Source organism: Bacillus sp. URHA0034 (assembly GCF_056280405.1).
Map to the genome: position 1 here is coordinate 5011997 of NZ_JBWCDK010000002.1, position 13761 is coordinate 5025757.

A 13761-nucleotide genomic window follows, 5' to 3' on the forward strand; every position below is an offset into this window, starting at 1 on the left:
TTGTCTCAATTTAAAAATTTTTTACAAATGAAGGGTATGGAAATCACTGCTTCAATAAGAGCGGTTGAACAGCCCATTATCTGTCTAAAATATGACTAAGTGTCTTGTATTTAAAGATATTACTTTGTTTTTCGTTGTGGAGAGTTTATAGTAAAAACAGGAATGAAAAAATAGGTGGTAATCTGGTTGGGGATTAGAAAAGAAAACGTGCTAAAAGTTGTAAAATTTGTTTTTCCCGTGTTCTTATTAATTTTCGCTATCATTGAAATGAAGAAATTTACCGGTAATATTAATGCACACTTACTAAAAAGTGAAATTCAACATCTCAATATTTGGCTTTTATTATTAATCTTCGCTGTCACTTTTGCAGCAGTATTGCCGATGGTTTTATACGATGTGGTTTTAGTGAAAATTTTGAAGACAGAAGTATCGAAAAGAGAGTTGGTAGAGCAATCATTTATTGCTAATTCCTTCTCAAATTTAATTGGGTTCGGTGGATTGATTGGCGCCATGCTGAGAACCTATTTTTTTCATAAGCTTGAAGGGGATAAGCGTAAACTTCTTGGTGTTATTGCCACGGTTTCTCTTTTTTACTTAACAGGGATCTCTTTCCTTTCATGGATTGTAACGATTAACTATCGTAATTTCCCATTGTTTGCAGATACAAAATGGCTTTATTTCGCCGTCTTGGGTGTTGGCTTATACCTGCCCATTTTCATTGTTATACATATTGTTAAATCTCGTAAAGACAATCAGCATAGACTAACACTTAAGAATAGCGTTGAGTTGGTTATCGTTTCAATAATAGAATGGTTTGCGGTATGCACGGCTCTATTTATTTTAATAAAAATCCTAGGAATTCAGATCTCATTCTTTGATTTGTTCCCAGTTTATATTGTTGCTGCCTGTGCAGGAATCATTAGTTTGATTCCTGGCGGACTAGGTTCTTTTGATCTGGTGTTTCTTTGGGGAATGCAGGATTTACATATCCCAGATGAAAAAGTACTGATCCTTTTATTGTTTTATCGAATTGGATATTACTTCATCCCATTTTTTATAAGCTTAGTCTTTTTTGTACGGCTTTACTGGCAACGTTGGAATCGTATGTGGAATAATCTTCCAATGGCGATTGTTCAAGGTCTGAGTCATGTTATTTTAACCATGCTTGTCTTTTTATCTGGAATAATCCTGCTGTTATCTGCAAGTGTACCAGGAATAATGTCGAGACTTAGAATTGCTCAGGAACTTTTGTCATTTCCAATCATCAATGTGTCACATCAGTTATCTGTTGCGGCAGGTTTCTTGTTGCTGGGATTATCGCGCGGAATTGAATACAGTGTGAAAAGAACTTATGATTTAACAATGCTCGCCCTGATTCTGGCGGCATTATTCTCCATTTTTAAGGGAATCGATTACGAAGAAGCAGCCTTTTTAATCATCGTTGCCCTCCTGCTGAGAATGTCAAAAGGGCAATTTTATCGTGAAAGCTATGTGCTTACCTGGGGTAAAACAATTTTTGATGTGACAATTGTTTTGATTGTAACGTCTATGTATATATTGATTGGGTACTTTAACCTGCCAAATGCGAAAATTACCATACCTAAAAAGTTTATCCCATATGTGATCGTTGATTACCGCGATTTGTTTTCGAGTGCAATTATTGGCTTAATTATTGCCTTAAGTATTCTCTTTATAGGCTATTTAATTAGCCTGCCGAAAAAGTGGAACCTTGAAAGATCTATTGATCATGACGAAGAAATCATAAATCATTTAAAGGCTTATCCTGGTAAGGTGTTATCCCATTTAATATTCTTGCATGATAAATTTATTTTTTGGAATAGAAAGAAGAATGTTTTAATCTCTTTCCAAAAATATGCCGATAAATTAGTCATTCTTGGGGACCCAGTTGGTGAAAAACATGACCTTTCGAGTGCTATTGAAGAATTTCAGGAGGTAGCCGATTTGCACGGCTACACACCCGTGTTCTACCAGGTAAGCGATGATATGCTCCCGTTTTTACATGGTCACGGCTTTGCCTTTTTTAAATTAGGGGAAGAAGCTTTTGTTGACCTTAAGACTTTTTCTCTTAAAGGAAATAAAATGAAGGGTTTACGGACATTAAAGAATAAATTTAATGGAGAACAGTATTATTTTGAAATGCTTTATCCTCCTTATTCAAAGCCCCTTTTGGACAGATTTAAGGAAATATCCGATGAATGGCTATTAGGGCGAAAGGAAAAAGGGTTTTCACTGGGATTCTTTAATGAAGATTATTTAAATAGAGCACCGATTGCCATTGTAAAAGATGAAAAAGACCATATACTAGGTTTTATGAGCATCATGTATGTATATGATAATTATAAAACAGTATCGGTTGACCTAATGAGAGTTCAACAGTCTGCCCCGAAAGGTATTATAGACTTTTTTTTCTTATCGGTCATTGATTGGGCAATTCAAAAGGGTTATCAGCGATTTAATATGGGGATGGCACCATTATCAAACGTAGGTCTGTCGAAATTTTCTTTTTTGAGTGAAAAAATAGCGGCTCAAATTTTCTTGCATGGACACTTTATTTATCACTTTCAAGGTCTCCGAAAGTTTAAAGAAAAATATACTGATATTTGGGAGCCTAAATATTTGGCGTATAGAAGAAAATCATCATTACCGTTTATTATGGCCCAAATTGCCTTGCTAATTTCCAAAAAAACGCCATAAACAAACCGGTTGGCTCCAGTCAACCGGTTTTTTATCGTCAAAATTTACTATATTAAAAGGATTTAATTTTAAAATAGTACTTTATTTCTATAAATAATCTGGTAAAATCAAGGAGGATTATAAGAAAAAAGTAAGGGTGTATCCTATTGAAAAAGTTTTGGCTGGCAATACTAATTTTTCTTTATCTTGTTTCGGTTCATATACATGTCTTTGCTGAAGAGCCAGTTCAGCTGCCACTTAAAAGTGAAGCAGCCGCACTAATCGATTCTGATACGGGTGCAGTTCTTTACGTTAAAAATCCTAATCAGAAGATGTATCCAGCAAGCATAACGAAAATAGCTACTGCTATATATGCGATCGAAAAAGGAAACTTAGATAGTCTTGTAACGGTGAGCGGAAATGCAGTAAGACAAGATGGTACCCGTGTGTATTTAAACGAAGGGGAACAAGTTCCTTTAAAAAAGCTGATCCAAGGTATGCTTATTAATTCAGGGAATGATGCTGCCGTTGCAATTGCGGAGTATACAGATGGTACGGTTCAACGGTTTGCAGAAAATTTAAATACCTATTTAAAGACAAAGATTGGTGTCTCCAACACACATTTTACGAATCCCAATGGTTTATTTGATCCTACCCATTATACAACGGCCATGGATATGGCATTGATTACAAATCATGCAATAAAGAATCCTGTGTTTGCGGAAATCTTTGGTACCAAAATACTTCCATGGAAAGGGCAGTCTTGGCAAACTAACCTTGTCACACACCATAAAATGCTAAAAGGCGAGATTGCCTATCCTGGGATTACCGGCGGAAAGACAGGCTATACCAGCGAAACAAAACAAACCTTGGCAACAACCGCTGATAATGGAAAAATCAGACTAACGGCAGTTGTATTAAAATCAAATTTAAAGAATGATAAATATAATGATACCGCTTTACTATTTGATTATGGATTCAAAAACTTCCAACATACTATTATTAAACAGGGAGAAATTTTTACATCTGCTGAGCGGAAAGAATTCTATCCGGATAAAGACACGCTGGTAACTGAACGGATGGATGGATGTTTAAAAAATATTGCAAACAATGGCCTCCTTTCAGTCCTGGACAATAGGGGGCAATTAGTCCAGACAGTACAATTAACCTACAAAGAACCTCCAAAACTAAAAGCAGCTTCTAATAAAGTAAAAAAGAGTAATAATCAACAGACTGCGAAAAAACTAATCATAGTAAATACCGGATTAGGCTTGATGGTTATCTTGATTGGGATCTCAATAGCTGTTCGAAAAAAACGATTAAGAGGATTTTAACATAAAAATTCAACCATGGGAGAAACCCTCCCATGGTTGAATTTTTGTTTAAATATTTTCAATTGTTAACGGATGAGAGTTGAAAGAGGCGGGAGAGTCGATTTGGTCTTTATCATCTACTAAACTTCTTGTCGCAACAAAATCGCTTTCATCTCCAAAATTTTGACCAAATCCTTGATTTTTCTTATCAGAATTATGCCATTCAGCTAGCAGGTTTTGACCAATATTTACTGCCGAGGCATTTTCAAAGGAATTAATTTTAATCATGAATATATTTATATTAATAAAAGGAACTGGTACTGTCATCTCATTTCCTCCTTCCACTTGATAATCAATATATGCATTTTTTAAGAGTTTATGAAACAAGCGTAATAGTTGGATTAATTGGTGAATAAGATTCGTATGATGAAAGTAGGAATAAATACAAAAGAATAAGTAATATACAAACATGGGAAAAAGGGGGTGTCGAGTGATGGATATGGAAAAATTAAAACAGTGGATGGATATTGCGAAAAATATGCAAGGCGGTGACTTTTGGAACAATATTTTTGATCAGGAATTTGCCAAACAATTTATGAATGAACAACATGTAAAGTCATCCACTACTGAGGGGACATCGGGGCGTGCAGAAAAATCAAGGACTTTCCCGATCATTGATGTCTTTGAAGGGGAGCAAGAGGTTGTTGTGGTAATTGAGCTTCCTGGGGTAGCAAAGGAAAACTTGGAACTAGGTTTAAATGGTACTTATCTAACGATAAAAGGAAAAGTGAACCCCCTCCATCCACATTTAACTATGACATATTCTGAAAGGTTTTATGGTGAATTTCAAAGACAGATCACTTTACCTGACACGGTGAGCCCTCAGCAATTGAATGCGAAATTTTGGAACGGTTTATTGATTGTAAGTTATCAGCGTACAATTGAAAAAGGGGAAGTTATTCCAATTGAATAGAGAGATAAAAAAAGGATGTGGAGGATTTTTTTATGGTACACCAGATATTCTTGGACATGTTCAGGTGTTTTTTTCATATAAATAATTGTAAGGGTAATTAAAAGGGAGTTTGTGATTATGTCAATAAGAGATTTATTCCTTATATTCAAGAAAAATGATTATGAAGAGGAAATAAAGAATAAATTGAACTCATTAGAAATGAATATTGAGGAACTAAAAAAATCACTACAAGCCTCCCAACAGCAGGGTTTACCAGAAAGTGAACTGAAAACAAAAGATCCGCCGATTATTATTGAAAAGATTAATATTGAAAAAATTATTTTAGATAAATATGAGTTAAATAATAATTTTGGCCAGCTTGGGATTAAAGAGTTAAAAGGAAAATTGAATATTGGAGCGACCTATGGAAGTGAATTTACCCCGAACTTTGATGAAGAGGCCAAAAAGCCCCTGAACCACAATACAGAGGGAAAAAAAGAGCCTGAGAAACAGCTTAAGGTCAATATTAAAGCAAAAAAAGACTAAAGTGAAAAGTACTTTAGTCTTTTAAAGTGATAAGAAGGTATAAATTGCTATGAAAATTGTCCAGCTCCAGCGCCTAGGGGCTCGGGTCATAAGCCAATCCAACAAGAAGGCTAAAGAGCACAGCCTTCTCGCCAGCTCTTCTTATGCCTGTCGCCCCTGTACAAGGCGCTTCCGCTTACTTATTGTAGTCTGCTTTCTACTTGTCGGCATACTTCATCAGCAGACATTCCGTTTGCATCGATTACAGAACCTTTTGTAACGGTATCAGACATACCCATCACATTTGAATCAAGTCCTGTAACTACACAGCAATCACAGTTTTGTGCATCAGACTCTTGTTTTAATTCTACTACATCATATCCTTTGTCCTTTAATGCTTGTTGAATATTTGTAAGAGATTGTTCTACTCCAACTTTTGCCATACAAAACACCTCCTCCTGTAGAATATTTTGCCTTAAGCTTTGGGAAATATTCCGTATAAGCTAAGATAATTGTCCAAAGGATAATAGGGGAGGTGTATGAAATGAGCAGAGGCAGAAAACGAAAAGCCGATCCATCCACAATCGGTCTTAATTCCCCACAAGTAGAAGGTCAGGGAACAACGACAACGGAAACTGGTTCAATCGAAGTACCATCATCTCAGAAAAAACAAAAGAGATATTAAAAAAAGGCTCAATCTGTTGATTGGAGCGGAAGGCGCGAAGACTCCTGCGGGAGTACGGGACAGGGGAGAACCTGCAGAAGCGAAGCGACGAGGAGGCTTCCCGTTCCGCCTGCGCCTGAAGCGGAAATCAGCAGACTAATTTAAAGTATAAAAAAGAAGGTGCCCCCTAAAAGTTATACTTTAGGGACACCTTCGTTCAGCTTATTGATACATTTCTGCAACTTGCTTTTGAATTTCTTCATTTTCTAAATATTCATCATAGGTCATTTGTTTATCAACAAGGCCTTTTGGCGTAAATTCAAAGATACGATTGGCAATCGTTTGAATAAACTGATGGTCATGTGAGGAAAAAAGCATAGAACCCTTGAAATTAATTAATCCATTATTCAATGCGGTGATCGATTCTAAATCTAAATGGTTTGTTGGTTCATCTAATAAGAGAACATTGGCTCCGTTGAGCATCATTTTTGAGAGCATGCAGCGAACCTTTTCTCCACCAGACAAGACACTGGCTTTTTTTAACACTTCTTCACCGGAGAATAACATTCTTCCGAGAAAACCTCTTAAAAAGCTTTCGCTATCATCCTTTGGTGAGAACTGACGAAGCCAATCAACAAGGTTTAAATCGCTATTTTCAAAGTACTCGGTGTTATCCTTTGGAAAATAAGCCTGGGAAGTGGTAATTCCCCACTTAAATGTGCCGCTGTCTGCTTCCATTTCACCCATTAAAATATTAAAGAGTGTCGTCTTTGCAAGTTCATTTGTGCCGACCAGAGCGATTTTATCTCCTTTGTTCATAAAGAAGCTTACGTTATCTAAAACCTTTACACCATCAATCGTCTTGGTTAAGCCTTCGACGCGTAACAAATCATTGCCGATTTCACGTTCTGGTGTAAAACCTACAAAAGGATAACGGCGGGAAGATGGCCTGATATCATCAAGGGTAATCTTATCTAATAACTTCTTACGTGATGTTGCCTGTTTTGACTTAGAGGCATTGGCGCTGAATCTGGCGATAAAGCTTTGAAGTTCTTTAATTTTTTCCTCTTTCTTCTTGTTCGCATCTGAAGCCATTCTTGAAGCTAATTGACTTGACTCATACCAGAAATCATAGTTACCTACATATATTTGAATTTTACTGAAATCCAAATCGGCGATATGTGTGCAAACCTTATTTAAAAAGTGACGGTCATGGGATACGACAATGACGGTATTTTCAAAGTTAATTAAAAAGTCTTCTAGCCATTGAATTGCTTTGATATCCAAGTGGTTCGTCGGCTCGTCCAAAAGTAAAACATCTGGTCTGCCAAACAAAGCTTGAGCAAGTAATACTTTAACTTTTTCCGAACCAGTTAATTCTGCCATCTTTTTATAATGGAGATCTTCTCCAATTCCAAGGCCTTTTAATAAAATCGCTGCTTCAGGCTCTGCTTCCCATCCGTTAAGTTCAGCAAATTCACCCTCTAGTTCGGCAGCCTTCATACCATCCTCATCAGTAAAATTCTCTTTCATATATATAGCATCTTTTTCTTGCATAACCTCATAGAGTCTAGCGTGACCCATAATTACGGTTTTTAGCACTTCAAAATCTTCATATTCAAAATGATTCTGCTTTAAAACAGCCATCCGCTCATTCGGCCCTAATTGAACAGTTCCTGTTTGTGCTTCAATTTCACCGGATAATATTTTTAAAAACGTCGATTTTCCGGCACCATTTGCCCCGATTAGTCCGTAGCAATTCCCTGGTGTAAATTTAATATTTACATCTTCAAATAACTTACGGTCACCATATCTTAAACTTACGTTACTTACAGTAATCATAGTAGTAATCCTCCAGAACAAAAATATCTACTTATTATACCATTAATCTGTCTGAAGAGCGAATTCTTTTAGACTGATGTAGATTATAAGAAAAATTTTCTAAAAAAATTTTTCCATTTTCACACTTTATTCATAATTATGTTGTAGAATTGGATTAAGAAGTTTTAAAGAGGGTGAATAGTATGGCAAAAAAACAGCTTACTGAACTCGTTAACAAATTAAAAAAAGCTGGTATAAAAGCGAGTCTAACTAAACCGAAATCAACTTATCTATTAACATTGCAGCAAATTAAATAATATCCTTCATCCTTTGAATGAAATTTTATCAGTAAAAAGCGATTAATCCTAAGGGACTAACCGCTTTTTTTATTACTCTATTTTATCTAGTATTTTGGCGTAAACATCTTGTTTTTTAAACTCTTGTCCCATTGGGAACTTGGCGATAAATTTATTGTCTTGATCTACAAGATACGTAAATGTGGAATGAATAAATTGACCGTTTCCAGGATCTTTGTACTGGAATTGCAAGGCATTTGTTACTTTACGAAGTTGTTTTTGATTATCTTTAATTTGTTGTTTTGCCCCGGTTAAGAACAGCCAGTTGTTGTCATTCCCTATACCGAACCCCTGTTTATAATCTTTTAAAATTTTAGTTGTATCTCGATAAGGGTCAATGGTTATGGTGACAAATTCTATTTCCTTCCCATAAATCCCTTTTTTCAAGAGCTCTTTCTTTAGATCCACCATTTTTTGTGTCGTTGTAGGACATACATCAGGACAGTGAGTATAAATGAATTCAATTAGTTTTAACTTAGTTTTATCCTTGCCAAAATTAAATGTATCACCACTCTGGTTAATGAAAGTAGCACTAGCTGGAATAGCAGCATTGGCATCACGGATAAGGAAAAACGAAATTCCCCCTGCAATCCCCAAGAATACAGCCAGACTGCAAATTATATATAGCCTTTTCAAAACGATCCCCTCCTACCATAAAGATAAATAAGTTTGTCAAAAAAAGATATGGATATTTTGTGAAAAAAAATTGGATGCAGTAAAAAGGTTATTCCTTTATAATGATAATTAAAACGTTCGAAAAATCAGACTTTTTATCAATGTGGGAAGATGGGTGTTTATATGAAAAAGGGTAGTAAGTTTACTATTCAACTGCTCATTCTAATCATCATCTATCAAGTTGGGAATCTGACGGCAAGTTTTTTTCATTTGCAAATTCCCGGAAATGTGATTGGGATTGTTCTGTTATTGGTATTATTTTCGTTGGGTGTAATTAAGGTAGAACAAATTGAATTGGCAGCAGGGTGGCTGCTTAAGCATCTTGGTTTCTTTTTTATTCCTATTTCTGTTGGTTTAATGACCTTAGGCGATATCGTTAAAGCAAGAGGCTGGAGCCTGCTAGGTATCCTTTTTATCAGTGCTTTTATTGGGATCATTACAGCAGGAAAGACAACACAAATTGTTATCTCGAAAAATGAAAAGGAACAAGTAAAGTATCATGATCACGCTTTATAGTATACTAGTCACAGTTTCTGTTTATTGGGCTGCACGGTTTTTAACCCGAAAATATCCATCTCCATTTACTAGCCCAGTTTTCTTAAGTACCGTCATCATCATCATTATATTGTTTGCTTCCAAGATATCGTATCAAGAATATAAGCAGGCAAAAACGATTATGACCTATCTGCTTGGTCCGGCTACCGTTTCTTTGGCAGTGCCAATCTACAAAAATCGTGTGGTATTCAGAAAGTACATAAGGGCTGCTGTGGCGGGGGTATTTATCGGAAGTGTTTCAACAATTGGTGCTGCAATTTTCATGGCGAAAGGGCTTCACCTTTCAAAAATTTATCTCCTCGGTTTCGCGGTAAAGTCTGTTACTGTCCCGGTTGCAACTGAAATAGGGGGGATTATACATGGTAACATTTCACTTATTGCTGCTTATGTCATCATAACGGGGATGATAGGGGCTATGTTTGGCTCCAAACTATTGAACTGGTTTAAGATAGACCATCCTTTTGCCCGAGGTTTGGCTATTGGTACGATTGCACATGGTATTGGTACAGCTGAGGCGGTTAAGGAAGGGGAAATACAAGGTGCTGTTTCAGGTGCAGCAATGGGAATTGCCGCCGTATTCACCTCGTTTATTGTTCCGTACATAATAAATTTCATCATTTAATGGGCTAATGTTTGTTGACAGTCGTTGTTAATTATTGTATATTTTAGAAGAATTTAATTACTCAAATAAGGGAGTATGTTTTATGTTAGGTGTCGTTCTTAACTAATCCAATCAATTGGATATGTTCATTCCATTATTCTCGTTCATCTTTTTTCGAAAAATGAGGGTTTATTTAGTTGTGGAATGAGGTTAAGAACAATGAGCAAGCATAAGCATACATCTTATTCCAATGTAGCTGTGTACACTCGTGTAGACAGTTTTTATTTTGGATTAATTTAAGTATGGAAAAATGGATGGTTTACCATTCGTTTCTTAGAGCCGCAATGACATTGTTCATTGCGGCTATTTTTTATTCTTAGGAGGTTTATAAAGTGAATCAACACACATTTAACATGTTGGAATTCCAACAAATTAAGGATGAAATTTCTAACTTTGCACTAACCAAAGAAGGTAAAGAGAAAATACTGAATCTTGTCCCATCAACTAACATTAAGCAAATAGTAGCATGGCTTGAAGAAGTTACTGAAGCAGTCGAGATTTTGAAAATTAGTGCAAGTGTTCCTGTGCATGGCCTGGATGGATTGACTGCCATCCTTCAGAACATGAATAAAGGAGCAGCACTTAGAGTAGAGCAACTAACAAAGTTATATGATTTTTTGGATAGCTGTGGGAAAATGAGGAGATACATGAAGGATAAGGTCTTTTATGCACCAAGGGTATCTGCCTATGTCGAGGTGATTGATGAATTACCCGAGCTGGCCGCTGAAATTATTCGCTGTGTCCGTAATGGCAGGGTAGATGATTACGCAAGCAAGGAATTACTAAAAATAAGAAAACAACTTGCGATACAAGAGGAACGTTTGAAGGAAAAAACGATGCAACTGATCCGTTCTAATAAATATAAATTGTATTTACAAGAAAATGTGGTAAGTCAACGAAATGGGAGATATGTGATTCCGATAAAAAAGGAATATCGCAACAAAATAAAGGGGACGGTTCTCGATACTTCTGCATCTGGGTCCACACTTTTTATAGAACCAGAAGAAATTGCTATCTTTCAAGATCAATTAACGTGGCTTCTTTCAGATGAAGAAGTAGAGGTTCAAAAGGTGTTAACCTATTTAACAGGTTTAGTGGAACAAAAGGAGCGGCAAATCTGTCTTGCCGTTGAAACAATGATTCAATACGATTTTCTTTTTGCTAAAGCAAAATATTGCCGAATGATTAAAGGCTCTAAGGTTGGTATTAACCAATTTGAGGAATTCTCCTTAATACAGGCGCGCACCCCCTTTTAGGTGACAAGGCTGTTCCATTATCTTTTACGATGAGCAGGGATGAAAAGGCACTTGTTATCACTGGACCAAATACCGGCGGGAAAACTGTAACCATTAAGACAGTGGGCTTGTTAACTTTAATGGTACAATGTGGTCTGCATATTCCTGCCGCTGAAGAAAGTAACATTAGAATTTTTGATCGAATATTAGTAGATATTGGTGACGGGCAAAGTATTACCGAAAATTTAAGTACCTTTAGTTCTAGAATTGTCAATATTATTGAAATCTTAAAGGATACGAATGATCGAACTTTAGCCTTATTGGATGAACTTGGCTCTGGAACAGACCCTGGAGAAGGGATGGGGCTGGCTGCTGCGATATTAGAAACTCTTTTTCAAAAGGGAGCCACTCTATTTGCAACGACTCATTATAGTAAAATTAAGGAGTTTGCAGAAGAACATCCAGGTTTTTTAAATGGATCGATGGAGTTTGATTTAACAACGTTTTCTCCAACCTACCGTTTAATCATTGGCAGGGGAGGGGAGAGTCAGGCATTTGCGATTGCCTTAGGACTCGGGATGCACCCGGCTATTGTTGAGCGGGCACATTATGTTACTTATAAGGAAGTAAAGGAATACAGAAACCAAGAATTAGATCACTGGAAGTTAAAAGAATTAGAAAAACAGGTGATTATAAATAAATATAAGCAACAACAAACTGTAACAAAAACGAATATCCCACTTTATCAACAAGGTGATAACGTGAAAATTTCGCCTTCAGGTGAGTTCGGTATAGTCTATAAGGGGCCTGACCAGCAAGGGAATTACCAAGTTCAAGTAAAAGGAGAAAAAATGTCTATAAACCATAAACGGTTATCTTTGTATATTGCAGCTTCGGAGCTATATCCCGAGGATTATGATTATGATATTATCTTTCAATCAAAGGAGAGCCGAAAAAAAAGAAAGCTCTTGTCTAAAAGCCATCAAGAAAATATAACCATTGATTATTCTGAATAAAAGATAGCAGGATGTCCTCCATATCGGCTAAATAGCCTTTTAGGGCATCCTGCTTTTGCTAATTGGTCAAAAAAAAACTACTTTTTTTGATTTAAATATTGTTGGGCGAGAAGTAATTTTACTTCATTATAACTTAATCCGGATTGACTGTTTAACCGTTTTACTTCATCAATATCCGTCCCAACATTCGTATAACGTTTCTGGGTAGAATGCATATCAATTGACACTCCTAAGCGAGAAGTATTTTTTTAGGAAATGAAAAACCATTTTTTTGTGCATACTAGTAAAAAAAGGAGGCGGTTCCCATTTTTTACGGTAAAAGGGCTAAGGAAGAAGAGATTGAAACAATCCTTATTGACACTGAAGTTTACTCTTGTTCGGATGATGCTTGTATCGGCTGGATGAGAAAGGATTTTGTTGCAGATGATTTGCTATGTCCAATGTGTGGTACCCAAATGTTACAGGAAATTAGGGAGCTCCCAAAAATCTAAATAATTATTTTATTAATGAAAAGACTGTCACGTTAGTGGACAGTCTTTTATTCTTCGCCGAAATCAAAGAAATGTTCTTCATATGCTCTTTGTGCAGATTCTGAAGAAGTGAACAAGGCATCGTCATCTTCAATAACATGAAAGGTCTCATTTAAAAATAGTGCTAAAGCATTTGGGTCTTTAGGATGTTGAACGATTTCTGCTGCTTGTACATTTGCAACAGAGGGGACATGCGGATTACGATAAATAACATAAACTTCGTCTCCGGGCTGGGCATTGTCTAAATCAATAATACTCATACAAGAATTTACCTTCCTTTACAGATTTTCGTTTTGCTGGCGGATCTCATCTCCAGTAATCATCACATTAGCTTCTTCAAGTGCCTTATGCTCGTTAACTGAATCCCCTGGTGTACTTTTCTTATTTGGGAATACCGAGCCGTTTTCAATTGTCATTTGTGGTCGTTCATCCGCAGGTGTCAAGTAATCCTTCTTCTTTGCCATAAGAATCATCTCCTTATAGTAAAGGTTTCACTTAAAAATTCAGTTTATGCCTTCCTAATTCTTTCCTTAACGGAATAAATTAACTATAACTAAAAAACTCTCCAACAAAGTTGGAGAGTTGCCTCATACTACTCTTCTTTTTTTGATAAACAGTGATCACATTCCATTAAGTAGCTTTCAGCCTGTTCCTCCATATGTTGACCACACTCTGGGCATTCCTTCTTTGGCAGGCTGCGGAAAAATTCAACTGGACTCATTAACATTTTAAAACCCCTCCCCTAATAATACAGTTTACTTATG

The 13761-nt window shown here is 36.3% G+C and carries 18 protein-coding genes; 10 read left to right on the top strand and 8 right to left on the bottom strand.

Features of this window, described 5'->3' with window-relative positions; translation table 11 throughout:
- Positions 1-186: 186 nt before the first annotated feature.
- Together mprF and ACZ9EE_RS26320 are read left to right on the top strand one after the other, a co-directional pair.
- A complete protein-coding gene (gene mprF / locus ACZ9EE_RS26315) occupies positions 187-2715 on the top strand; it encodes a bifunctional lysylphosphatidylglycerol flippase/synthetase MprF (protein ID WP_476031551.1) in 2529 nt (842 codons plus the stop codon).
- Positions 2716-2861: 146 nt separating this feature from the next.
- Complete coding sequence (locus tag ACZ9EE_RS26320) at positions 2862-4028, top strand: D-alanyl-D-alanine carboxypeptidase family protein (protein WP_476031552.1); 1167 nt, start codon at positions 2862-2864, stop codon at positions 4026-4028.
- A 48-nt stretch (positions 4029-4076) separates the two neighbouring features.
- Here ACZ9EE_RS26320 and ACZ9EE_RS26325 read toward each other — a convergent pair whose 3' ends face one another.
- Positions 4077-4334 (bottom strand): hypothetical protein, encoded by a 258-nt coding sequence (locus ACZ9EE_RS26325; RefSeq protein ID WP_476031553.1) that lies wholly within the window; start codon positions 4332-4334, stop codon positions 4077-4079.
- Between the two features lie 166 nt (positions 4335-4500).
- Here ACZ9EE_RS26325 and ACZ9EE_RS26330 point away from each other — a divergent pair, with 166 nt between their 5' ends.
- Both ACZ9EE_RS26330 and ACZ9EE_RS26335 read left to right on the top strand, forming a co-directional pair.
- The gene (locus ACZ9EE_RS26330) at positions 4501-4980 is read left to right on the top strand and encodes an Hsp20/alpha crystallin family protein (RefSeq protein WP_476031554.1); all 480 of its coding nucleotides are present in this window, start codon (positions 4501-4503) and stop codon (positions 4978-4980) included.
- A 117-nt stretch (positions 4981-5097) separates the two neighbouring features.
- Entirely contained in the window at positions 5098-5505 is a 408-nt protein-coding gene (locus tag ACZ9EE_RS26335; RefSeq protein ID WP_476031555.1) for a hypothetical protein, read from the top strand.
- Positions 5506-5684: 179 nt separating this feature from the next.
- On the opposite strand, the gene ACZ9EE_RS26340 is transcribed toward ACZ9EE_RS26335, so the two are convergent.
- Positions 5685-5927 (bottom strand): YkuS family protein, encoded by a 243-nt coding sequence (locus tag ACZ9EE_RS26340; RefSeq protein WP_476031556.1) that lies wholly within the window; start codon positions 5925-5927, stop codon positions 5685-5687.
- A gap of 101 nt (positions 5928-6028) precedes the next feature.
- On the opposite strand from ACZ9EE_RS26340, the gene ACZ9EE_RS26345 reads away from it, so the two are divergent.
- Entirely contained in the window at positions 6029-6169 is a 141-nt protein-coding gene (locus ACZ9EE_RS26345; RefSeq protein ID WP_476031557.1) for a YuzL family protein, read from the top strand.
- A 201-nt stretch (positions 6170-6370) separates the two neighbouring features.
- Here the strand turns inward: ACZ9EE_RS26345 and ACZ9EE_RS26350 are convergent, their stop codons facing one another.
- Both ACZ9EE_RS26350 and ACZ9EE_RS26355 read right to left on the bottom strand, forming a co-directional pair.
- Complete coding sequence (locus ACZ9EE_RS26350; RefSeq protein ID WP_476031558.1) at positions 6371-7990, bottom strand: ABC-F family ATP-binding cassette domain-containing protein; 1620 nt, start codon at positions 7988-7990, stop codon at positions 6371-6373.
- 368 nt (positions 7991-8358) lie between these two features.
- Positions 8359-8961, bottom strand: a complete 603-nt coding sequence (locus tag ACZ9EE_RS26355; protein WP_476031559.1) for an SCO family protein — start codon at positions 8959-8961, stop codon at positions 8359-8361.
- 162 nt (positions 8962-9123) lie between these two features.
- Here ACZ9EE_RS26355 and ACZ9EE_RS26360 point away from each other — a divergent pair, with 162 nt between their 5' ends.
- From ACZ9EE_RS26360 to ACZ9EE_RS26375, 4 genes are all read left to right on the top strand, one after another.
- The gene (locus tag ACZ9EE_RS26360) at positions 9124-9516 is read left to right on the top strand and encodes a CidA/LrgA family protein (RefSeq protein WP_476031560.1); all 393 of its coding nucleotides are present in this window, start codon (positions 9124-9126) and stop codon (positions 9514-9516) included.
- Entirely contained in the window at positions 9500-10177 is a 678-nt protein-coding gene (locus ACZ9EE_RS26365) for an LrgB family protein (RefSeq protein ID WP_476031561.1), read from the top strand. The genes ACZ9EE_RS26360 and ACZ9EE_RS26365 overlap by 17 nt, the downstream gene beginning before the upstream one ends.
- Positions 10178-10548: 371 nt before the next feature.
- Positions 10549-11472 carry a MutS2 family protein gene (locus ACZ9EE_RS26370; RefSeq protein ID WP_476031562.1) on the top strand — a complete coding sequence of 308 codons (924 nt, stop codon included), beginning with the start codon at positions 10549-10551 and terminating at the stop codon, positions 11470-11472.
- 29 nt (positions 11473-11501) lie between these two features.
- On the top strand, positions 11502-12467 hold the full coding sequence (locus ACZ9EE_RS26375; RefSeq protein ID WP_476031563.1) for a MutS-related protein: 966 nt from the start codon (positions 11502-11504) through the stop codon (positions 12465-12467).
- 77 nt (positions 12468-12544) lie between these two features.
- On the opposite strand, the gene ACZ9EE_RS26380 is transcribed toward ACZ9EE_RS26375, so the two are convergent.
- Complete coding sequence (locus ACZ9EE_RS26380) at positions 12545-12682, bottom strand: hypothetical protein (protein ID WP_476031564.1); 138 nt, start codon at positions 12680-12682, stop codon at positions 12545-12547.
- A 90-nt stretch (positions 12683-12772) separates the two neighbouring features.
- On the opposite strand from ACZ9EE_RS26380, the gene ACZ9EE_RS26385 reads away from it, so the two are divergent.
- A complete protein-coding gene (locus ACZ9EE_RS26385; RefSeq protein WP_476033103.1) occupies positions 12773-12958 on the top strand; it encodes a cold-inducible protein YdjO-related protein in 186 nt (61 codons plus the stop codon).
- Positions 12959-13005: 47 nt separating this feature from the next.
- Here the strand turns inward: ACZ9EE_RS26385 and ACZ9EE_RS26390 are convergent, their stop codons facing one another.
- The 3 genes from ACZ9EE_RS26390 to yhfH all read right to left on the bottom strand — a co-directional run bounded on the left by ACZ9EE_RS26390 (position 13006) and on the right by yhfH (position 13724).
- Positions 13006-13257 carry a transcriptional regulator SplA domain-containing protein gene (locus ACZ9EE_RS26390; protein WP_476031565.1) on the bottom strand — a complete coding sequence of 84 codons (252 nt, stop codon included), beginning with the start codon at positions 13255-13257 and terminating at the stop codon, positions 13006-13008.
- An 18-nt stretch (positions 13258-13275) separates the two neighbouring features.
- Entirely contained in the window at positions 13276-13461 is a 186-nt protein-coding gene (locus tag ACZ9EE_RS26395; RefSeq protein WP_476031566.1) for a hypothetical protein, read from the bottom strand.
- Positions 13462-13589: 128 nt separating this feature from the next.
- On the bottom strand, positions 13590-13724 hold the full coding sequence (yhfH, locus tag ACZ9EE_RS26400) for a protein YhfH (protein ID WP_251561606.1): 135 nt from the start codon (positions 13722-13724) through the stop codon (positions 13590-13592).
- Positions 13725-13761 lie beyond the last annotated feature (37 nt).

Excerpts from the sequence above, each read along its gene's own strand:
- ACZ9EE_RS26325 (WP_476031553.1), bottom strand. The coding sequence starts at position 4,334 with ATGACAGTACCAGTTCCTTTTATTAATATAAATATATTCATGATTAAA.
- ACZ9EE_RS26330 (WP_476031554.1), top strand. The coding sequence starts at position 4,501 with ATGGATATGGAAAAATTAAAACAGTGGATGGATATTGCGAAAAATATG.
- ACZ9EE_RS26335 (WP_476031555.1), top strand. The coding sequence starts at position 5,098 with ATGTCAATAAGAGATTTATTCCTTATATTCAAGAAAAATGATTATGAA.
- ACZ9EE_RS26340 (WP_476031556.1), bottom strand. The coding sequence starts at position 5,927 with ATGGCAAAAGTTGGAGTAGAACAATCTCTTACAAATATTCAACAAGCA.
- ACZ9EE_RS26345 (WP_476031557.1), top strand. The coding sequence starts at position 6,029 with ATGAGCAGAGGCAGAAAACGAAAAGCCGATCCATCCACAATCGGTCTT.
- ACZ9EE_RS26350 (WP_476031558.1), bottom strand. The coding sequence starts at position 7,990 with ATGATTACTGTAAGTAACGTAAGTTTAAGATATGGTGACCGTAAGTTA.
- ACZ9EE_RS26360 (WP_476031560.1), top strand. The coding sequence starts at position 9,124 with ATGAAAAAGGGTAGTAAGTTTACTATTCAACTGCTCATTCTAATCATC.
- ACZ9EE_RS26365 (WP_476031561.1), top strand. The coding sequence starts at position 9,500 with ATGATCACGCTTTATAGTATACTAGTCACAGTTTCTGTTTATTGGGCT.
- ACZ9EE_RS26375 (WP_476031563.1), top strand. The coding sequence starts at position 11,502 with ATGAGCAGGGATGAAAAGGCACTTGTTATCACTGGACCAAATACCGGC.
- ACZ9EE_RS26380 (WP_476031564.1), bottom strand. The coding sequence starts at position 12,682 with ATGCATTCTACCCAGAAACGTTATACGAATGTTGGGACGGATATTGAT.
- ACZ9EE_RS26390 (WP_476031565.1), bottom strand. The coding sequence starts at position 13,257 with ATGAGTATTATTGATTTAGACAATGCCCAGCCCGGAGACGAAGTTTAT.
- ACZ9EE_RS26395 (WP_476031566.1), bottom strand. The coding sequence starts at position 13,461 with ATGGCAAAGAAGAAGGATTACTTGACACCTGCGGATGAACGACCACAA.
- yhfH (WP_251561606.1), bottom strand. The coding sequence starts at position 13,724 with ATGTTAATGAGTCCAGTTGAATTTTTCCGCAGCCTGCCAAAGAAGGAA.